The sequence below is a fragment of the Rhodococcus sp. MEB032 genome (assembly GCF_030208925.1).
Classification (GTDB): Bacteria; Actinomycetota; Actinomycetes; order Mycobacteriales; family Mycobacteriaceae; genus Rhodococcus_F; species Rhodococcus_F qingshengii.
Map to the genome: position 1 here is coordinate 15,426 of NZ_JARVSY010000026.1, position 19,348 is coordinate 34,773.

19 protein-coding genes are annotated in these 19,348 nt (G+C 62.8%); 5 read left to right on the forward strand and 14 right to left on the reverse strand.

Features of this window, described 5'->3' with window-relative positions:
* Positions 1 to 6 precede the first annotated feature (6 nt).
* From argC to QRN54_RS24075, 5 genes are all read right to left on the reverse strand, one after another.
* A complete protein-coding gene (gene argC, locus QRN54_RS24055) occupies positions 7 to 1,077 on the reverse strand; it encodes an N-acetyl-gamma-glutamyl-phosphate reductase (RefSeq protein ID WP_285183206.1) in 1,071 nt (356 codons plus the stop codon).
* Between the two features lie 38 nt (positions 1,078 to 1,115).
* Positions 1,116 to 1,577 (reverse strand): hypothetical protein, encoded by a 462-nt coding sequence (locus QRN54_RS24060; protein WP_058227037.1) that lies wholly within the window; start codon positions 1,575 to 1,577, stop codon positions 1,116 to 1,118.
* Positions 1,578 to 1,694: 117 nt separating this feature from the next.
* Entirely contained in the window at positions 1,695 to 2,630 is a 936-nt protein-coding gene (locus QRN54_RS24065) for an SDR family oxidoreductase (RefSeq protein WP_285183207.1), read from the reverse strand.
* Positions 2,627 to 3,538 carry a bile acid:sodium symporter family protein gene (locus QRN54_RS24070; protein ID WP_007736251.1) on the reverse strand — a complete coding sequence of 304 codons (912 nt, stop codon included), beginning with the start codon at positions 3,536 to 3,538 and terminating at the stop codon, positions 2,627 to 2,629. Before QRN54_RS24070 ends, QRN54_RS24065 begins: the two co-directional genes overlap by 4 nt.
* On the reverse strand, positions 3,538 to 4,857 hold the full coding sequence (locus tag QRN54_RS24075; protein WP_285183208.1) for a flavin-containing monooxygenase: 1,320 nt from the start codon (positions 4,855 to 4,857) through the stop codon (positions 3,538 to 3,540). The genes QRN54_RS24070 and QRN54_RS24075 overlap by 1 nt, the downstream gene beginning before the upstream one ends.
* 56 nt (positions 4,858 to 4,913) lie before the next feature.
* Here QRN54_RS24075 and QRN54_RS24080 point away from each other — a divergent pair, with 56 nt between their 5' ends.
* Positions 4,914 to 5,975, forward strand: coding sequence for an Lrp/AsnC family transcriptional regulator (locus QRN54_RS24080; protein ID WP_285183209.1), 1,062 nt, complete (start codon positions 4,914 to 4,916; stop codon positions 5,973 to 5,975).
* Between the two features lie 58 nt (positions 5,976 to 6,033).
* On the opposite strand, the gene pheT is transcribed toward QRN54_RS24080, so the two are convergent.
* From pheT to infC, 6 genes are all read right to left on the reverse strand, one after another.
* The gene (pheT, locus tag QRN54_RS24085; protein ID WP_019748615.1) at positions 6,034 to 8,520 is read right to left on the reverse strand and encodes a phenylalanine--tRNA ligase subunit beta; all 2,487 of its coding nucleotides are present in this window, start codon (positions 8,518 to 8,520) and stop codon (positions 6,034 to 6,036) included.
* 60 nt (positions 8,521 to 8,580) lie between these two features.
* Positions 8,581 to 9,651 carry a phenylalanine--tRNA ligase subunit alpha gene (pheS, locus tag QRN54_RS24090; protein WP_283551952.1) on the reverse strand — a complete coding sequence of 357 codons (1,071 nt, stop codon included), beginning with the start codon at positions 9,649 to 9,651 and terminating at the stop codon, positions 8,581 to 8,583.
* A 170-nt stretch (positions 9,652 to 9,821) separates the two neighbouring features.
* Complete coding sequence (locus tag QRN54_RS24095; protein WP_007736261.1) at positions 9,822 to 10,652, reverse strand: TrmH family RNA methyltransferase; 831 nt, start codon at positions 10,650 to 10,652, stop codon at positions 9,822 to 9,824.
* 23 nt (positions 10,653 to 10,675) lie between these two features.
* Complete coding sequence (rplT, locus tag QRN54_RS24100; RefSeq protein WP_003944011.1) at positions 10,676 to 11,065, reverse strand: 50S ribosomal protein L20; 390 nt, start codon at positions 11,063 to 11,065, stop codon at positions 10,676 to 10,678.
* Between the two features lie 63 nt (positions 11,066 to 11,128).
* Positions 11,129 to 11,323, reverse strand: coding sequence for a 50S ribosomal protein L35 (gene rpmI / locus QRN54_RS24105; RefSeq protein ID WP_003944043.1), 195 nt, complete (start codon positions 11,321 to 11,323; stop codon positions 11,129 to 11,131).
* Between the two features lie 43 nt (positions 11,324 to 11,366).
* The gene (gene infC, locus QRN54_RS24110; protein ID WP_003944008.1) at positions 11,367 to 12,059 is read right to left on the reverse strand and encodes a translation initiation factor IF-3; all 693 of its coding nucleotides are present in this window, start codon (positions 12,057 to 12,059) and stop codon (positions 11,367 to 11,369) included.
* Between the two features lie 369 nt (positions 12,060 to 12,428).
* Between infC and QRN54_RS24115 the strand changes: the two genes are divergently transcribed.
* Together QRN54_RS24115 and QRN54_RS24120 are read left to right on the forward strand one after the other, a co-directional pair.
* Entirely contained in the window at positions 12,429 to 12,797 is a 369-nt protein-coding gene (locus QRN54_RS24115) for a DUF1844 domain-containing protein (RefSeq protein ID WP_007736262.1), read from the forward strand.
* A gap of 1 nt (position 12,798) precedes the next feature.
* The gene (locus QRN54_RS24120) at positions 12,799 to 13,215 is read left to right on the forward strand and encodes a DUF1801 domain-containing protein (protein ID WP_030536732.1); all 417 of its coding nucleotides are present in this window, start codon (positions 12,799 to 12,801) and stop codon (positions 13,213 to 13,215) included.
* Positions 13,216 to 13,220: 5 nt separating this feature from the next.
* Here the strand turns inward: QRN54_RS24120 and QRN54_RS24125 are convergent, their stop codons facing one another.
* Entirely contained in the window at positions 13,221 to 13,925 is a 705-nt protein-coding gene (locus QRN54_RS24125; protein WP_231783407.1) for a helix-turn-helix transcriptional regulator, read from the reverse strand.
* Between the two features lie 86 nt (positions 13,926 to 14,011).
* Between QRN54_RS24125 and QRN54_RS24130 the strand changes: the two genes are divergently transcribed.
* The gene (locus tag QRN54_RS24130; protein WP_064444635.1) at positions 14,012 to 14,719 is read left to right on the forward strand and encodes an alpha/beta fold hydrolase; all 708 of its coding nucleotides are present in this window, start codon (positions 14,012 to 14,014) and stop codon (positions 14,717 to 14,719) included.
* A gap of 71 nt (positions 14,720 to 14,790) precedes the next feature.
* Here the strand turns inward: QRN54_RS24130 and uvrA are convergent, their stop codons facing one another.
* Positions 14,791 to 17,751 carry an excinuclease ABC subunit UvrA gene (gene uvrA / locus QRN54_RS24135; RefSeq protein WP_024487477.1) on the reverse strand — a complete coding sequence of 987 codons (2,961 nt, stop codon included), beginning with the start codon at positions 17,749 to 17,751 and terminating at the stop codon, positions 14,791 to 14,793.
* Positions 17,752 to 17,925: 174 nt separating this feature from the next.
* Here uvrA and QRN54_RS24140 point away from each other — a divergent pair, with 174 nt between their 5' ends.
* The gene (locus QRN54_RS24140; RefSeq protein ID WP_058227016.1) at positions 17,926 to 18,612 is read left to right on the forward strand and encodes an MBL fold metallo-hydrolase; all 687 of its coding nucleotides are present in this window, start codon (positions 17,926 to 17,928) and stop codon (positions 18,610 to 18,612) included.
* A gap of 28 nt (positions 18,613 to 18,640) precedes the next feature.
* Here QRN54_RS24140 and QRN54_RS24145 read toward each other — a convergent pair whose 3' ends face one another.
* On the reverse strand, positions 18,641 to 19,207 hold the full coding sequence (locus tag QRN54_RS24145; protein ID WP_225320039.1) for a DUF2716 domain-containing protein: 567 nt from the start codon (positions 19,205 to 19,207) through the stop codon (positions 18,641 to 18,643).
* Positions 19,208 to 19,348: the final 141 nt, after the last annotated feature.

Here is a 19,348-nt window from a genome sequence, read left to right on the forward strand (position 1 = left end):
CGGTGCTCACGGAGCTACTCCCACGGTAGAGAGACCTGCGGTCTCGGGTAGGCCAAGGGCGAGATTCATCGATTGCACCGCGCCACCGGCGGTGCCCTTGGTGAGATTGTCGATTGCCGAGATGACAACGAGCTGACCGGCGTCGGCGTCGACGGTGACCCCGATCTGCACGGCGTTGGATCCGATCACAGCGCCGGTCTGCGGGAAGATGCCGGCAGGCAGCACATGAATGAACGGCTCGTCGTTGTATGCCTTTTCGTAGATTTCGCGTGCCTGCTCTTCGGTGGCCGTGGTGGCTGCCGTGCAGGTCGCGAGGATGCCGCGCGGCATGGGCGCGAGCACCGGAGTGAAGGAGACACTGATGTCCTTGCCGCCTGCGGCCGAGAGATTCTGAATGATCTCAGGGGTGTGGCGATGGACGCCGCCGACGCCGTACGCACGGACGGAGCCCATGACCTCGGAACCCAGCAGATCAGCCTTCGGTGCCCGGCCGGCGCCCGAAGTGCCACTGACCGCAACCACGTTCACGTGTGAGTCCACGATCCCCGCGGCAACGGCGGGGGCCAGTGCGAGGCTCGCTGCCGTCGGGTAGCAGCCCGGAACGGCGATGCGGGTTGCGCCTACCAATTTCTCACGGGCACCGGGCAATTCAGGAAGACCGTAGGGCCAGGTGCCGGCATGAGCGCTCTTGTAGTACTTCTCCCAGGCTGCGGAATCCTGCAGCCGGAAGTCCGCGCCGCAGTCGATGATGACCGTCGACTCGGGCAGCAACTTGGCGTACTGAGCCGAATTTCCGTGTGGGAGACCGAGGAAGACGACGTCGTGACCCGAGAGGATCTCGACAGTGGTCTCTTCGAGTACCCGCGAAGAGAGTGGAAGCAAGTGCGGATGATGCTCACCGAGCTTCGAACCGGCGTTGCCACCGGCGGTCAGCGAACCGATCACCAGACTGCCGTCGGCATAGGAGGGGTGCCCGAGAAGCAGACGCAGAACCTCACCACCGGCGTACCCACTGGCGCCGGCAACGGCGACTCTGATCGGCTTGCGTGCGTTCTCGGTCGTACCACCTTCAGTCATGTCACACAGTATGCATCATTGTGCATCGGAATGCATAATTACTTACCCATGGATCGCCGGATCTCCTCGAGCTTGGCCTTTGCGGCCTTCTGGCGCTCGTCCCACCGCTCGTCCACGGACTTTCCGGCAGGACTCTCGTGCGCCAGTTCGGACGAACCTATTGAAGTACCGAAGCGCCCCTCTATCTTCTCCCGAACGCGGTCGAAAGTGGGCACTCCGCCTTCGGTGTAGTCGGGTTCGGGAATTCTCGGATCGGTCGCAAGTACCACCGGGACGTCGATGATCTCGTCGACCTCCACAACGGTGTCGGGCAGTTCGACTTCTTCGGCGTCGGTGATCTCGTTCTCGTCCTCGACGCGGTTCGGCTCGAGGCTCGCGGCAGCGGTGTCCACCACGGAAAGAAGGACCGACAAACTCGGACGACGCTCGACCACTGCGCGGACGACCGCGAGGAAGTCCTTGTCGTCGAGTGCACTGGCGGCCTCGACTACCTGGTGCACGGAACCATCGTGCTCGGACCCATCATGTTCGGGCCCATCATTTCGTGACACTGTCAGTCCCTTCTCGAAAATGCCGACGGACAATTCCGATCCTTCCACGACCGTCCGTCGAAGGGGTCAGCGTGACGCGAGATACGCGGCAAACGCTTCCTCGCTCGAATATTCGGGGACGTATCCGAACTGTTCCTTGAGCCGCCGATTGTCGAGAACCGGTCGGTACTGGAGAAATCCGACGCGCTCCGGACCGTGTTCCGTTACGCCCAATCGCCGCCCGACGCGTAGAACGCCTCGCAACAACCATGCAGGAAGCGTCACCGTGCTCTTGCCCATCCGGGAAGCCAACTCGTCGACGGTCAACGAGCCGTCGCCCGCGACATTGAAGATGCCCACTTGGTTTCCGGTCACGGCCTCCGCAAAAGCGCCCGCGACATCGGTGTGCCAGACGAAGACGAAGGGGCTGTCGCTCCCGGCAACCTTGAGCAGCTTGCGGCGATCGAACAACGCGGTGATCTGATTGTCGACGCTCTCACCCAAGATCGTGCCGATCCGGAAGACAACTTGTTCCAACTCCGGGTGTTCGACGCGATATTCGGCGAGCATCTCTTCGACCAAGCGTTTGTGGCGACTGTATGTGAATTCGTCGTTGCCTCGGACAGGTACGTCCTCGGTGATCCACGGTGGGTTGTCGGAGTGGTAGCCGTACGCCGCTCCGGACGAAGACACGACGATCCGTCCAACCCCGTGTTCGACGCAGGCCGCGAGCACGTTTCGTGTCCCGTCGACGTCGACGCGGTACTCCTGCTCTGCTGTCGTGTTCTTGCCGGGATTCACGATGGACGCAAGGTGGATCACGACGTTCGGTCGGTACTGACCGAACACCCGCCCCAATTCTGTGGGGTCGCAGACGTCCGCCCTGACGCGGCGGATGCGATCGTCCGGCGTGTCCTTGACCGTGAGGTCGACACAGACGACGGTGATGCCCTGCGCGATCAGTGCGTCGATGACAGCGGTACCCAGGAACCCGTTTCCGCCCGTGACGAGTGCGACGGTCATGCCGGTACCGCCTTTCGGGCGCGTCGCTTGGACCAGATCGTCGCCAGAGCCAACCCGGCGATGATGTCCCAGATCCCCCACCAGCCGGCCACGACGGCCATGCCACCGAGACCGTCGAAGAACGTGAACACCAGGCCAAGCCCCAGCCCCGCATTGCGGATGCCGACCTCGAAAGAAACTGCGCGACGGCTGTATTCGTTCAACCCGGTGACGGCGCCGCAGAAGTATCCCAGTGCGAGGGCAACCGTGTCGTGCAGGAAGACCGCGAGCAGTACCACCCCGATGTAGTCGACGAAGTACGACGCGTTCCCCGACACCCCCGCGACGATGAAGATCAACAACGCCACCAACGAACCGTTTTTCACCCAAGGCTGCGCTTTCGCGGCGATCTCCGGAAACCTTCGTGCCGCCCAGATGCCGAGAACGAACGGCACACCGATGATCAGGGCGATTTGCGCGACCATCTCGAGCGCATTCAGGTTCACGGACTGCAACAGAGCGTCGGTCTCCGGGCGTCGGCTCCCCCAGAACGCAAGATTGAGCGGCATAAGGAAGATCGCGAGGACGTTCGACACCGCCGTCATGGACACCGAGAGTGCGACGTCGCCGCCCGCCCGGTGAGTCAGGACGTTCGAGATGTTCCCTGGCGGGCAGCACGCCACCAGGATCATGCCGAGTGCTACCGACGGAGCCGGCGAGAGAATCAGCGTCAGGAGAAAAGTCACTGCCGGCAACAGCAGGAACTGCGCAGCAATACCCACCGCCATCGCCTTGGGTTTGGTGAGCGCACGACGAAAGTCGTCGACCGAGGTGTCGAGGGCGATCCCCAGCATGATCGCGGCCAGCACCGCGTTGAGGATCATCAACGATCCCGGGTTGAAGTTGAGCACCACGTCGTCGATCGGCATCACTGTCCTCCCTTCGTCAGAGCGGCATCAAGCAGTCCGATGTGCCGCTTGATCGCCGAGCGGTAGGCGTCCTTGTTCACGTAGTAGGCCATTCGTCCCAACTTCAGGTACTTGTATCCCCCGGACAGATCGGGAGGAGGACCGGCCGCCGCCGCCGAGAATTCCCGCGCCGCGGCGGGGGCTTCGGTACGTGCGGTGATCAATTTGGCCACCAACTCGGCCTGCTCGAAACGGCCCTGCCACCCAAGACCGGATGCTTCGACCATGCCGAGAACAAAGAGATTGTCGTGGCGGCGACTCGCGACGTTGATGAACAGGTCCGGGGCAGCGCCCGACCAGTCCAAGTCCTCGCGCGCGATGAAGGGATAGTCGAGGTGATACCCCGTGGCGCAGAGAACGAGGTCGTAGTCGGCAGACGATCCGTCGACAAACCGCACCGTCTTCCCCTCGAACCGGTCGACGTCGGCGCGCACGTGCACATCACCGTGCCCGATGTGGTGCAGGATCAACGAGTTCACGACCGGATGCGATTCGTAGATCTTGTAGTCCGGTGCCGGAAATCCGAACCGCACCGGATCACCCGTGAACTGCTTGAGTACCAAGGTGTCGACGCGTTGTTTGATCCACGGCGGCAACGGCTTTCCCTGATTCAAGGTGTCCGAGGGTCGGCCGAACAGATACTTGGGGACGAAGTAGTAGCCTCGCCGAACGCTCAGGTCGACGCACTCGGCCTGGTGGACGGCATCGACGGCGATGTCGCATCCACTGTTGCCCGCTCCGATGACCAGTACCTTCTTCCCGCGGAAGATCTCGGCGCTGCGGTACTGGCTCGTGTGCATCAACGTGCCGGTGAAGTCGCCCCGGAAAGTCGGCATGTTCGGCTTCGACAGCGTTCCGTTCGCGATGATCACGCCTCGATACCGCGCGACTGTTGTCTCACCGCTGCGACTGCGCGTGGTGACCTGCCATAGCGAATCGACCGGCGAAACGTCGACGACGGTAATGCCGAAGGCAAAGTGCCTGCGAAGATCGTGAGTATCGGCGTAGTCGCGGAAATAATCGGCAAGTTCGACGTGGCTCGGGTAGTCGGCCACCGAATCAGCCATCGGGAACTCCGCGAATGCGGTGGTGCCCTTCGAAGAGATGAGGTGCGCCGACTCGTAGACGGTGCTGTGCGGGTTGTCGATGTCCCAGAGCCCACCGACGTCGTCGTGGCTCTCGAAGCCGTCGAACGCTATCCCGGCCCGATCGAGGTTTCGCGCGCCGGCCAATCCAGACGGGCCCGCTCCGATCAGCGCGTACTTCTCCTCTGTGATCATCCGTCGAGCGTCGCAGATAGTCCGAATCTTGCAGAAATATGCCGGATAATGACGTTATGAGCGCACCAGATACCGGCAACGGTCGCGGGATAGATGAAATCGATCTGAGGATAATCAATGCGCTCCAGCTCGCACCGCGATCGAAGTGGCTTTCGTTGGCCGAACCACTCGAACTCGACGCCGCGACTCTCGCCCGTCGTTGGAATCGACTCTCCGAATCGTCGTTGGCCTGGGTCACGGTCACTCCAGGGCCACAGGTCCTGGGCAGCATCGTCACAGCGATCATCGAAATCGATTGCTCACCTGCTCTTCTCGACACCGTCGCGGCACGGCTGACTCGCTCGGCCCACGCCGTGACCATCGAAGCATCAACGGGCAGAGCAGATCTGCTCGTCACAGCCGGTACCGCGGACCTGGCGTCGATGTCGCGCTTCATATCGGAAGACGTCGCAACGATCGACGGTGTACTGGCGACACGAACCTCGATCATCACACGCTGGTTCACCGAAGGTGGGCGATGGAGACTCAATGCGCTGGCACCGTCCGAGAAGGGTGTGCTGACCACCAGCGAAAACCGTACTGCCGTGCGCGCTCGGCCGACCGGGATATCCGAACAGGATCGCAAGGTTCTGACGAAGCTCGCTTACGACGGGCGCACTCCCATGAAGGAACTGGCCGACGCGATCGGTGTCAGTCCCGCTGCGTGCAAACGCCAGATCGACCGGCTCACGTCTTCGGGGTTGGTGGCGCTGCGGTGTGAATTCGCGCGGCCGCTGGCCGGCCTTCCCGTGCTCGCCACTTTGTGGTGCCGCGTCGAACCCGAGCTTCTCGATACGGCGGGACGAGTGCTGAGTCGGGCGTCGGAAGTTCGAAACTGCTTCGCTGTAGTCGGCGCCGACAACCTGGTGGTTCAGTTGTGGCTACATTCTCCTGCAGAACTCGATGCATTCGAAACTCGTCTGCGCAAGGAGATTCCGGGTCTTTGCGTCACGGAACGATCCATCGTGCTGTATTTGCGCAAACTGCTCGGCCACGTGCTCGACCAGCAAGGGCGACGGACGGACACCGTTGTGCCAGATGTGTGGCTTTCCGATTCACCTCAGTCGAAAAGCCGATAACACGACAGAGCCCACGACCACCGGCAACGGTCGTGGGCTCTGTGATCAGTTGAGGAAATCAGCCGCGCATCTGCGCACCGACGGCCTTGGACGCCGCCTCCACTGCCGCATCACGCGCGGCACTGGCCTCGTCCTCGGTCAGCGTCCGGTCGACACCACGGAATCGCAATGCGAACGCGAGCGACTTGCGGCCTTCACCGACCTGCTCGCCCTCGAAGACGTCGAAGAGGCGAATGTCTTCGAGAAGCTCGCCGCCGCCGGAACGCAGAGCTTCCTGGACCTTCGCCGCAGGAATATCGCGATCGACAACAACCGCCACGTCCTGGAGCACTGCGGGGAAGGGCGAAATGCGCGGCGCCGGCAGGTTCTCGACCAACGGCAAAGCGTCGAGGTCGATCTCCAGTGCACAAGTGCGCGCAGGCAATCCCGCACGCTCGAGAACAGCCGGATGCAGTTCGCCCGCATGACCGACTACGTTGCCGTCAACGACAACCTCGGCGCAACGGCCGGGATGCCACGGCAGGTACTGCGCCGCACGTAGTTCCACCTCGACGCCTGCTGCAGCTGCAATGACCCGCACTGCTGCAAAAGTGTCCGAAGCCTCGGCCTGACGGCCAGGGCCCCAGGGGCCGCTCGGCTCACGCAAACCACTCAACACTGCAGCGATGTGCACGGGCTGAGCCGGCAACGACGCGATCAGGTTCGCGATCTGCTCGTCCGTCGGACGACGATCCACCGGCAATGCATCCACCGGCTTGGTGTCGGGGCCCGGCAGGACGACCTGCGCGATGCCGTACAGCGACAGATCACGCTGACCGCGAGAAGCGTTGCGAGCCAGGATCTCCAGCAGACCCGGGAGCAGCGTGGTCGCCAACTCCGGACGATCGGCTTCGAGCGGGTTGAGGACCTTGCTGGTGTTGCGGCGCGGATCATCCGCGTCGAGGCCCCAGACGTCGAAGACGTTCGTCGGCAGGAAGACCGGAGGAAGGACCTCGACGTAACCGGCGTGAGCCACGGCCTTCGAGACCGTGCGCTTTCGCCGCTGCGACGGAGTCAACCCACGTCCGGCCGGAGCGGCGGGAAGCACAGACGGGATCTGCTCGAGACCTTCGAGGCGAAGAACTTCCTCGACGAGGTCCGCAGGCTGCACCAGGTCCGGACGCCACGACGGCGGCGTCGCGACCAACTGGCCGTGTCCTTCTTCGCTGACGCCGACCTCGACGTTGCAGCCAACCTGGGTGAGGCGGCGAGCTGCGGTGCCGTTGGGGTACGTGACTCCGGCGACACGGTCGGGCAGGTCGATATCCATGCGAATGGCAGCGCGAGGGGCAACATCGCCCACGTCGGTCAGGACCGGTTCGATCCGTCCGCCGGCAATCTCGACCAGCAGAGCGGCTGCGCGGTCGACGGCCGCGAGCGGAATCGCCGGATCGACGACGCGCTCGAAACGCTTGCTCGCCTCACTCGGCAGCTTGTGCCGGCGCGCCGTCTTGAAGACTGCGAGCGGATCCCAAGTAGCTCCTTCGAGGAGGATGTCCGTCGTTGCCGTTCCCACCTCGGTGGTTGCGCCGCCCATGACGGCAGCCAGCGAGATGACTCCGGAATCGTCGGCGATGACAACGTCTTCGGGATCGAGCGTGCGTTCGACGTCGTCGAGCGTCGTCAGCTTCTCCCCCGCCTTGGCGCGACGGACCACCAGGTCGCCCTGCACCGAGGTCGCATCGAACGCGTGCAGAGGCTGACCGAGTTCGAGCATCACGTAGTTGGTGACGTCGACGGCCGGCGAGATCGGGCGAACACCCGAGAGCAGAAGTCGACGCTGCAGCCACCACGGGCTCACTGCCTGCGGATCGATACCCGTGATCTTCCGCATCACGAAACGCGAAGCCTTGGACTCCGGTTCGAGGCGCACCGGCCAGGCTTCACCCTCAGCCGGGTGCGCGGGAACCGAAGCAGGATCGGCGTATTCGAGATCGAAGCCGCACGCGAGCTCTCGCGTGAGACCGCGGACCGAGAAGCAGTAGCCACGGTCCGGGGTGATGTTCAGTTCGATGATCGTGTCACCGAGACCGAGCAACTCGTTGCCATCTGCGCCGGGTTCGGCGGTACCAGGCTCGAGCACCAAGATGCCCGAATGGTCTTTGCCGATACCGAGTTCCGAGACGGAGCAGATCATGCCGTCGGACACCTGGCCGTACGTCTTGCGAGTGGCGATTTCGAATCCGCCGGGCAGCACCGCGCCGGGCAACGCAACGACGACGAGGTCACCCTCGTTGAAATTGCGCGCGCCACAGACGATGCCACGGGGCTCGGGTTCGCCGACCTCGACCTGGCAGAAGCGGATCGGCTTCTTGAACTCGGTCAGTTCGGTGATGGAGACGACCTTGCCGACGACCAACGGGCCATCGATCGCCTCGAGTGTGTCGAGTTCCTCGACTTCGAGTCCCACCCGGACGAACCCGGCGTCCAGCTCTTCCGGGGTCACCTCCCAGTCCGGAGTTGCCCGCTGCAGGATCTCGGTCAGCCAGGATTGCGCTACTCGCACGTCTGCTCAGCTCTCTCGTTTGTCGATAAGTCTTTGTGAAGGTTCCGCGGACCGGATCGGTCAGCCTGCGACACCGAAGGGCAGCGTGAAACGCACGTCTCCTTCGACGATGTCGCGCATGTCCGGGATACCGTTGCGGAACTGCAGGGTCCGCTCGAGACCCATGCCGAATGCGAAACCCGAGTACTCGTCGGGATCGATACCGCTGGCGCGCAGAACGTTCGGGTTGACCATGCCGCAGCCGCCCCACTCGACCCAGCCTGCGCCGCCCTTCTTGTTCGCGAACCAGACGTCGACCTCTGCCGACGGTTCCGTGAACGGGAAGTAATTGGGGCGCATACGGGTACGCGTCTCGGGGCCGAAAAGGGCACGAGCGAACGCGTCGAGAGTCCCGCGCAGGTTGGCCATGGTCAGGCCCTTGTCGACGGCCAGGCCCTCGACCTGCGAGAAGACAGGCGTGTGCGTCGCATCGAGTTCGTCGGTGCGGAACGTGCGGCCCGGGCACACCACGTAGATCGGTACCTCACGCGAGAGCATCGTGCGGACCTGCACCGGCGAGGTGTGGGTACGCAGCACCTGGCGAGAGTTCTCGGGTGCCAGGTGGAAGGTGTCCTGCATCGTGCGGGCAGGGTGATCCGGCAAGAAGTTGAGCGCGTCGAAGTTGAAGTGCTCGGTCTCCACCTCCGGACCCTCGGCAACTTCCCAACCCATCGCGACGAATACGTCGGCGACCTGCTCGGAAATCAGGCTGATCGGGTGACGCGCCCCGACGGGGTGGCGATCGGAGGGCAGAGTGACGTCGATTGCCTCGGCAACCAACACCGCGGCGTCACGCTCGGCGAGGAGGACCTCACGACGAGCGTCGTACGCGTTGTTGATCCGAGTGCGGAAGATGTTGACGCGCTTACCGGCGTCCGCCTTTTCCTTGCCCGGAAGGCTGCCGAGACCCCGGCGCGCGAGGGCGATCGGGGACTTGTCCCCCAGGTGCTCCACCTTGACGTGCGCCAGCGCATCCAGGTCGGCGGCGTCCGCCAGCGCCTTCTCGGCGTTCTCAGCCGCAGCGGTCAACGCCTCTTCGGTGAGTACACTCGCGTCGACCTCCGGCGGTGTCGCGCCCTCTTTTTTGGCCACGGCTGTGACGCTCCTGTCGCTTCTCGGTTTACTTCTCGTACTGCGTGCTTCTTGTACTGCTTACTTCTTGTACTGCGAGCGAGCATTCGAACTCGCTCGAGCATTGTCTCTGCTCTTGTATTGTCTCAGGCTTCCGCAAATGGGATTCCGTGAGGTCTTCGCGTGCGTTTTCAGCCGTGATCGGTGGCGCGGTTTTGCACCCGCGCGCTTGCGTACAGGCAAATTGCCGCCGCTGTCGCGAGGTTCAAGCTTTCGGCGCGGCCATGGATCGGAATCCTGACCCGATGATCAGCCTGCGCGGCGATCGCCGGATCGAGACCGTGAGCTTCGTTACCGAACAGCCAGGCCGTCGGCTTGCTCAGCAACTCGTCGGCCTCGTCGAGATCGACCTCGCCGTCAGCTGCAGTCGCGAGAATCTGAATGCCGGCTGCGCGAATCTGCTCGATCACCGACACCGTGTCTCGATCGCGGACGACTGGCAGGTGAAACAGGCTGCCCGCCGACGAACGAACGACCTTGCCGTTGTGCGGATCGACGCTGTCGCCGGCGAGGATTGCCGCATCGGCACCCACTGCGTCGGCGATGCGAATGACGGTGCCCGCGTTACCTGGTTCGTTGACCTCGACCGGCACTGCGAGCAGGCGGGTCTCCTGATGGACGGCTGCGCTCAGCGGTACATCCAGTAGATCGCTGACGGCAACGAGACCGGGCGGCGTGACGGTATCGCTGAGAGCTTTGATTGCTCGATCGGTCACAAGAGCAACACGAACTCCAGCGGTCAGCGCCCGATCGATGACGTGCTGATAGCGCTCGGCTGCGTCCTCGGTGTAGAAGAGGTCGTGTACCGGGCGGGCCTCGCCATTCGAGAGTGCACCGTTCAACAGTTCGGTGACCGAGTTCTCGCCCTCGACGAGGAAACGTCCTGCTTTGCGTCGTTCTGCTGTGCGCAGGAGCTTGACAGCAGAAACGACCCGCGGAGTCCGCTCGGTGAGCGGGTCCACGGGCCGTTGCTGTGATGCGTGAATCAGGCTGCTTCTCCGGCAGGAGCGTTCACGTCAGCCGGCAGAGCGGCCTTCGCGAGTGCGACCAGGCCGGCAAAGGCCTCGGCATCGGAGACAGCGAGCTCGGCCAGGATCTTGCGGTCGACGTCGACCTCTGCCAGACGCAGGCCCTGGATGAGGCGGTTGTACGTGATGTCGTTTGCACGAGCTGCAGCGTTGATACGCGTGATCCACAGCTTGCGGAACTCGCCCTTGCGCGCACGACGGTCGCGGTACGCGTAGGTGAGCGAGTGGAGCTGCTGCTCCTTGGCCTTGGTGTACAGACGCGAACGCTGTCCACGGTAGCCGCTGGATGCAGCAAGAATTGAACGACGCTTCTTCTGGGCGTTGACCGCCCTCTTTACGCGTGCCACTTGAAAAATCCTGTCAATCTAGGGGCTGAAAGTACGGCCCCGGGTGGTCAGTAAGGGGGCGACTCAGATGCCGAGCATGCGCTTGATGCGCGGAGCGTCGTCAGGGCTGACAACAGCGACACCGTCGAGACGACGGGTAACCCTGCTGGACTTGTGCTCGAGAAGGTGGCGACGGCCGGCCTTCTGGCGCATGAGCTTTCCGCTGCCGGACACCTTGAATCGCTTCGAGGCGCCGCTGTGGCTCTTCATCTTGGGCATGGAGTCCTCAGTTCTTGTTACGTGGTGGATCTTGGGAAATCGACTAGCTGGCCGGAGCCTCGGGAGCGGCATCGCCGGTCGCCGGTGCTTCCGGAGCTGCTTCACTGGAAGCCGGTGCGGCCGGAGCCGGACGCGGAGCAGCCTGAGCCACTGGCGCCTGAGCGCTCTCCTGCGCCTTGACACGAGTCTTGGCGCCCTTGTGCGGTGCCAGGACCATCGTCATGTTTCGGCCGTCCTGCTTTGCCGAGGTTTCGACGAATCCGAGATCTGCGACGTCTGCTCCCAGACGCTGCAGAAGGCGGTAGCCGAGTTCGGGGCGTGACTGCTCACGTCCGCGGAACATGATCGTGACCTTGACCTTGGAACCGGCTTCGAGGAAGCGAACGACGTTGCGCTTCTTGGTCTCGTAGTCGTGGTCGTCGATCTTGGGTCGGAGCTTCTGCTCCTTGATGACCGTCAGCTGCTGGTTCTTACGTGACTCACGTGCCTTCTGTGCAGCCTCGTACTTGAACTTGCCGTAGTCCATGATCTTGCAGACCGGTGGACGGGCGTCAGGAGCTACCTCGACCAGGTCGAGGTCGGCCTCAAGGGCCAAGCGGAGTGCATCTTCAACACGCACGATGCCTACCTGTTCGCCGCCAGGTCCGACCAAACGAACCTCGGGAACGCGGATACGATCGTTGATGCGGGTCTCAGTGCTGATGGGGCCTCCTAGGTTGAACGGTGCGGTCTTCATGACCGCACGCAGCCCGTACCGCCCGCACCCCAACAAAAAAGCCCCGCTGTGATGATTGCTCATCCGCGGGGCCCGATGTCGACCGATCACATAAGATCCAGCTCACGCCGAAACCTATCTCCTCGACTGAGCGAGGAACCTGACGAAGAATGATCTCCGATAACAGGTGACCGGAACCACTGAACTGCAGTTTCACCTGCCGCGCAGAGGTGGGAGTCGGACTCCACTTGCTGCCCCCGAACAAGTCGGAGGCGGTCGTTGCAACAAGAGTAACAGGTCGCCACAGATGAAAGAAATCGGTGCCGCTCCCAGTGCTGCCGGGAGAGGCCCGATTCAACACCGTCACGGCCTGATGGAATCCTTACATCCATGAGTGAGAACTTCGAGGCAGAACAGAACACCGACGGCGCGAACCCCGACGTCCGCGAACTCTCCGAAGTTCCCGCGGTCGAGGTCATCAGCCGCGCTGCAGTGATGCTGATGAGTTCGGCTGCCGAAAAACTCGGCCTCTCCGACGCCGATCCGTCTTCCAGCCCCTACCTGGACCTCGACGAAGCGCGTCGCGTCATCACGGCACTTGCCGGACTCGTGACTGCGTCGGTCGAATACCTCGGCCCTCATGCCGGACCCATCCGTGAAGGCCTCCAAGCCCTGCAGCGCGCATTCCGTGAGGCGTCCTCGCACCCGGACGAGCCAGGAAAGGGACCGGGCGAGAAATTCACCGGTCCGGTCTACTGAGTTGGCAACCGCCAACAAGACTCAACCGACGCCCGAGGACGTCGACGCATTCATTTCACGCGTCGACGACCGCAAACGCGCCGACGCCGTGGAGCTGATCTCCCTGCTGTCGGCCGCAACCGGCGAGCCTGCTGTCATGTGGGGCTCGAGCATCATCGGATTCGGGGCACGGCACTACCGATATGCGAGTGGCCACGAAGGTGACACCCCACTGATCGGGTTCTCCCCCAGGGCCACCGCGCTCACGTTGTACTTGTCGCTGAACTTCGACGACTACACCGACACGCTCGCTCGCCTCGGCAAGCACAAAATCGGCAAGGGCTGCCTGTACGTCAAACGGCTGAGCGACGTCGATGTGACCGCCCTGACCGAACTGATCACGGATTCCGTTGCCGCAGCCCGCAACATGATCGACTGAGTCACTCACCTACGGGGAGAAACAGGCCGAGCGTCTTCGGGCGGTTGCCCGAAGACGGTCGAATCGCGTGGTGTGAAGTGATCGTTCGTCAGCGTGGCCCGACGCATTCGATCGAGTCGAAACCACCGCACGGCGTCGCGCTCGCGACACCAGCCGATGAGAAACCACTGACCACGGTCCTGCGCCAGAATGTGCGGCTCAACTGCCCGCACCGTCTCCGCACCGTCCCCATCCACGTAGTGCAACGACACGACTCGACTCTGTTCGAGACCCTGCTCGACGGCCTGCCGGTTCGCGCGCGAATCCGTCAGAGCCCCGCCCTCACCGCGAATCCACACGCGGCCACCGAGCTCGGCGACCTTGCGACGACTCTCCTCGTCCATCACATCGAGCAGTTTCGCCAGCGCTGCTCGCCCATCCGACGCAAACGGAGCATCACCCATCGCCGTCAAGGCCAACGCGATCGAAACTGCCTGCGGAACAGTGAAATTCACCGGCGGCAGCGTGGCGCGACCCACGAGTCGGTATCCACCTCCGGGACCTGAGCGCGCTTCGATCGCCGCACCCGACATCATCAGCGTCTCGATATCCCTCTTGATCGTCCGGGTGGTGACACCGAATTCCTCGGACAATCGGGAGCACGTAGTCCCTCGATCGCCCTGTCGCCGAAGTTCCTCGACGAGAGCATGCAATCTCGCAGCTCGATTCACGTTCTCCAGTGTCTCAGATTCCGATACCAAACGGTGACATAATTGGTGACACTCTGTTGTCACCAACCCGGGTGCACTGTGAGTCCATGAAAACTCACATCGTTCTTGTTCCCGGATTCTGGCTCGGTTCATGGGCTTGGGATGCAGTACTCCCCCACCTCGAACGTTCCGACACCCGCGTGACCAGCCTGACACTGCCCGGGCTCGACTCAGTAGACACAGATCGATCAGCGGTCACCTTCGACGCTCACGTCCGTGCAGTCGTCGACGCCGTATCGGACTCCGACGAGCGCACGGTATTGGTCGTACACAGCGGCGCCGGCCCGGTGGGGTACGCCGTCACCGATCGCATCCCGGATCGCGTCGCTCGGATCGTCTACGTCGACTCGGGCCCCATGCCCGACGGCGCAGCGCTGCGACCGGATCTGGCCTCCGATGTCATCGAGATTCCGCTCCCCACGTGGGCAGAGCTCGAAGCGGACGGCAGCAGCCTCGAAGGACTCGACGAGAAAGCTCTGGAGACGTTCCGCGCCAACGCGGTACCCGAACCGGCTGGGCCCGCGCGTGAGCCGATTGTCCTGACGAACGAAAAGCGCTACCAGGTGCCGTCAACCGTCGTTTGCAGCACGTTCCCCTCCGCGGTGATCGCCCAGATGGCCGACGGAGGTCATCCGATGGCCGCCGAACTGGCGAAACTCCCCGTGACGTACGTCGACCTCCCGACCGGCCATTGGCCGATGTGGTCGCGCCCCGAAGAGGTCGCCAACGTAATTCTCGAGACCAGCACTTCCTGATCGACAAAGCAGTGATGCCGGGTCGATTCCGACCCGGCATCACTGACCGATTTCTACTTGCTCACGTTCTACTAGCTCACGGAAGCGGCTTTCTTCCGTGGCGCGGCCTTCTTTGCGGCAACTGCCTTCGTCGCACGCTTCTTGGTGATCGGCTTGGCCTTGACCGGCGCGTGCTGTGCGGTGAGAACCTCACTGAGGAACTTGCCCGTGTAGCTCTCGGGGACCGCGGCAACGTCTTCCGGCGTACCTTGCGCCACAACGGTTCCGCCGCCGGATCCACCCTCGGGTCCCATGTCGACGACCCAGTCCGACGTCTTGATCACGTCGAGATTGTGCTCGATCACGATCACGCTGTTGCCCTTGTCCACCAGACCGTTGATCACGATCAGGAGCTTGCGGATGTCCTCGAAATGCAAACCCGTGGTGGGCTCGTCGAGGATGTACACCGTGCGACCGGTGGACCGCTTCTGCAATTCGGCGGCGAGCTTGACGCGCTGCGCTTCACCACCGGACAGAGTCGGAGCCGGCTGACCCAGTCGGACATAGCCCAGGCCGACGTCGACCAGCGTCTTGAGGTACCGGTGAATTGAGGTGACCGGCTGGAAGAACTCGGCTGCTTCCTCGATAGGCATGTCGAGTACCTCGGCGATTGACTTGCCCTTGTAGTGGACCTCGAGCGTTTCGCGGTTGTACCGGGCGCCGTGGCACACCTCGCAGGGCACGTACACATCCGGCAGGAAGTTCATCTCGATCTTCAGCGTTCCGTCGCCGGAGCACGCCTCGCAGCGTCCGCCCTTGACGTTGAACGAGAATCGGCCGGGCTGGTAACCGCGGACTTTCGCTTCCGTGGTGGCCGCGAACAGGGTTCGGATCTTGTCGAACACGCCGGTGTACGTCGCCGCGTTCGATCGTGGAGTCCGGCCGATCGGAGACTGATCGACCTGCACGAGCTTGTCCAGCTGATCGAGACCGTTGATTCGTGTGTGACGCCCAGGTACCTGGCGTGCACCGTTGAGCTTGTTCGCCATGACGGTCGCGAGAATGTCGTTGACCAACGTCGACTTGCCCGAACCGGAGACACCGGTGACAGCGGTGAGAACACCCAGCGGGAAACTCACGTCGATGCCGTCGAGATTGTGCTCGCGAGCTCCGACGACCGTGACCTGGCGTTTGCGGTCCACCGGTCGACGAATGGCCGGAACCTCGATGAAGCTACGACCTGACAGGTAGGCGCCGGTCAGAGATTCTTCACACGTCAGCAGTTCTTCGTATGGCCCGCTGTGGACGACCTTGCCGCCGTGCTCGCCGGCGTACGGTCCGATGTCGACTACCCAGTCGGACGTGCGGATCGTGTCTTCGTCGTGCTCGACGACGATCAGCGTGTTGCCGAGGTCGCGCAAGCGCGTCAGGGTTTCGATCAGTCGTCGATTGTCACGCTGATGCAGGCCGATGGACGGCTCGTCGAGTACATACAGCACGCCGACGAGTCCGGAACCGATCTGCGTTGCCAAGCGGATTCGCTGGGCCTCGCCACCGGACAACGTGCCAGCGGCACGCGAGAGGGAAAGGTATTCCAAGCCGACGTCGAGCAGGAACCCGAGTCGTGCCTGAACTTCCTTGAGGACCTGACCCGCAATCGCCTCTTCGCGCGAGCCGAGAGTGAGGCTGTTCAAGAAGTCCGCGCAATCGGAGATCGACAGTTCACAGACCTCGGCGATGGACTTACTGCCGAAGTCCCCAGCCGCGATAGTTACCGACAGGATTTCCGGGCGCAGGCGAGCACCACCACACGCCGGGCACGGCGTGTCGCGCATGTACCCGTCGTACCGTTCCTTCATCTGATCCGATTCGGTCTGCTCGAGCCGGCGATGCAGGAACGGCATCACACCTTCGAACTCCGCGTAGTAAGAACGGGTACGGCCGTACCGATTCTTGTACCGGACGTGAACCTGCTCCTCGCTGCCTTCGAGGATTGCTTTACGGGCCTTCGCCGGCAACTTGTTCCACGGCGTCTTCATGTCGAAACCGAGGATGTCGCCGAGGCCGGAGAGCAACCGTCCGAAGTACTCCGAACTCTGGCCCATCGACCACGGCGCGATTGCTCCGTCTTCGAGACTCAGGTCGGGATCGGGAACCACCAGATCCGGGTCGACCTCCTTGCGGATACCGAGGCCGGTGCATTCCGGGCAGGCGCCGTAGGGCGAGTTGAAGGAGAACGAGCGCGGTTCGAGATCGTCGATCGCGAGTGCGTGGCCATTCGGGCAGGCCAGCTTCTCGGAGAAACGACGCTCACGATCAGGTGCATTTTCTTCACGGTCGACGAAGTCGAGGACCACGATGCCTTCAGCCAAGCGAAGTGCGGTCTCGACCGAGTCGGTCAGGCGCTGCTTCGAACTCGCCTTGACCTGCAATCGGTCGACCACTACTTCGATGTCGTGCTTTTCCTGCTTCTTGAGCTTCGGCGGATCCGCCAGCGAATGGACGACACCGTCGACGCGCACTCGCGAGTAGCCCTGGGTGTTGAGCTGATCGAAGAGATCGACGAACTCGCCCTTACGAGTACGGACCACTGGTGCGAGGACCTGGAACTTGATACCCTCCTCCATCTCGAGCACCTGGTCGACGATCTGCTGGGGCGTCTGACGTGCGATCTTCTCACCACACACCGGGCAGTGCGCCGAACCTGCGCGGGCATAGAGAAGTCGGAGGTAGTCGTAGACCTCGGTAATGGTGCCCACCGTCGAACGGGGGTTGCGGTTGGTCGACTTCTGGTCGATCGACACCGCAGGAGACAATCCCTCGATGAAGTCCACATCCGGCTTGTCCATCTGACCGAGGAACTGACGCGCGTATGCCGAGAGCGACTCGACGTAGCGGCGCTGACCTTCGGCGAAGATCGTGTCGAACGCGAGGCTGGACTTGCCGGAGCCGGACAACCCGGTGAAGACGATCAGGCTGTCTCGCGGGAGGTCGAGATCGACTCCTCGCAGATTGTGCTCACGCGCACCCCGCACGATCAGGCGATCCGCCACACCAATTCCCTTCATTGTCAATCGTCCGGGGCCGTCCCCCCGGAGAAGTCTCGAGTGGCCTCGCAAACGCGAGTCCTCGAGCGATCGTCATCGTAGGCCGAGCCACCGACACGTTTTTCTCACCAGGCGAGCCCATCGCTCTACCTGCCCCTATTCGAAGGTAGCCTGCGTTTCATGACGAATCAGCCCATCGTGATCGACGACTCCTACACCGGTCAGCTCTCCCCCGATTCTGCCCCTCAGCGGCGCACGGTCGAAGGCGCCGTCATCACGAAGATGTCGGTCGGCCCCATGGACAACAACACTTACCTCGTCGTCTGTTCCACGACCGGGAAATCTCTCCTGATCGATGCGGCCAACGAAGCCGAGAAGATCATCGCGCTCATCGCACAGGAAGCACCTGTTTTCGATTCCATCGTCACCACCCACCAGCACGGCGATCACTGGTTGGCCCTCGAAGACGTTCACGCCGCAACCAAGGTGCCGACCGCCGCGCACCCCCTCGACGCAGAGGTCCTTCCCGTCACCCCGGACGTACTCCTCGAAGACGGCGACAAGGTGACCGTTGGCAACTTGAGCCTCGACGTTATTCACCTGTCCGGCCACACGCCCGGCTCCATCGCGCTGGCTCTCACCGAACCGAGCGGACAGGTTCACCTCTTCACCGGCGACTCACTCTTCCCCGGCGGAGTAGGCAAGACCGCCGACCCCGAGAAGTTCACTTCTCTACTCGACGACGTGGAAAACAAGCTGTTCGGAAGGTACGACGACGCGACCGTCGTCTACCCCGGGCATGGCAAGGACACGACGCTCGGCGCCGAGCGCCCGCACCTGGCGGAGTGGCGCGAACGCGGTTGGTGACGTTTCACCTGTTCCGTACTGGACCCCGCTAACCGACTTGGCTGTCGACCTGTTCACCGTTGACTCGAAGTCGCGGAAGCCAGGTCGACAGAGTCCGGCCCAGTCCTTCGACCATCCGTTCCCCGAACACACACAGCGTGCGTTCCCACGGATGGCCGAAGGTCCCTTCCGTGAAGTCGTCCCGACTGAATATGTAGTAGTCACCGTTCGGATAGACCGGGACACGCCACTCCGCAAGCTCCTTCGCAGCAGCATGTGCCTCCGCGTCGAAGGTGTAGCCCGGATGCTGCCAATCCAGAACGACGAAGTTGGGATCGTCGTTCCAATCGGTGACAAAACAGCGCAACGCTTCGGCGTTGATCGCATCCACGCGAGCGGCCCACGCCCCGGGAGTCGCAGCTGGCGCCGCACCCAAATCGAAGACCACGGACGGGATGGGCTCGGCGATGGCGGGCCAAGATCGTGCGTCGATGCCGGGCGTGAACCCAAAGCGGTCACGAAAGACCGCCCAGTTTCTCTCGTTCTCCTCGTCCGACAGCTGTCCCCAGCCGGTGGGAAGGGTCGAGCCGAAATTCTGAGTCATCTTGGTGGTCACAACACCATCGTGCTCGAACGGTGAGCATACTGTGACACCTTCGAACACGCCGTATGCGGATACGCGGTAACGGATACTTCAGAACGGTGCGTCCGGATCAGTGGAGAAGTCATCGTCGCAGTACAGCGCGCTTCGGCGACC

Excerpts from the sequence above, each read along its gene's own strand:
- argC (WP_285183206.1), bottom strand. The coding sequence starts at position 1,077 with ATGACTGAAGGTGGTACGACCGAGAACGCACGCAAGCCGATCAGAGTC.
- QRN54_RS24065 (WP_285183207.1), bottom strand. The coding sequence starts at position 2,630 with ATGACCGTCGCACTCGTCACGGGCGGAAACGGGTTCCTGGGTACCGCT.
- QRN54_RS24070 (WP_007736251.1), bottom strand. The coding sequence starts at position 3,538 with ATGCCGATCGACGACGTGGTGCTCAACTTCAACCCGGGATCGTTGATG.
- QRN54_RS24075 (WP_285183208.1), bottom strand. The coding sequence starts at position 4,857 with ATGATCACAGAGGAGAAGTACGCGCTGATCGGAGCGGGCCCGTCTGGA.
- QRN54_RS24080 (WP_285183209.1), top strand. The coding sequence starts at position 4,914 with ATGAGCGCACCAGATACCGGCAACGGTCGCGGGATAGATGAAATCGAT.
- rpmI (WP_003944043.1), bottom strand. The coding sequence starts at position 11,323 with ATGCCCAAGATGAAGAGCCACAGCGGCGCCTCGAAGCGATTCAAGGTG.
- infC (WP_003944008.1), bottom strand. The coding sequence starts at position 12,059 with ATGAAGACCGCACCGTTCAACCTAGGAGGCCCCATCAGCACTGAGACC.
- QRN54_RS24115 (WP_007736262.1), top strand. The coding sequence starts at position 12,429 with ATGAGTGAGAACTTCGAGGCAGAACAGAACACCGACGGCGCGAACCCC.
- QRN54_RS24130 (WP_064444635.1), top strand. The coding sequence starts at position 14,012 with ATGAAAACTCACATCGTTCTTGTTCCCGGATTCTGGCTCGGTTCATGG.
- QRN54_RS24140 (WP_058227016.1), top strand. The coding sequence starts at position 17,926 with ATGACGAATCAGCCCATCGTGATCGACGACTCCTACACCGGTCAGCTC.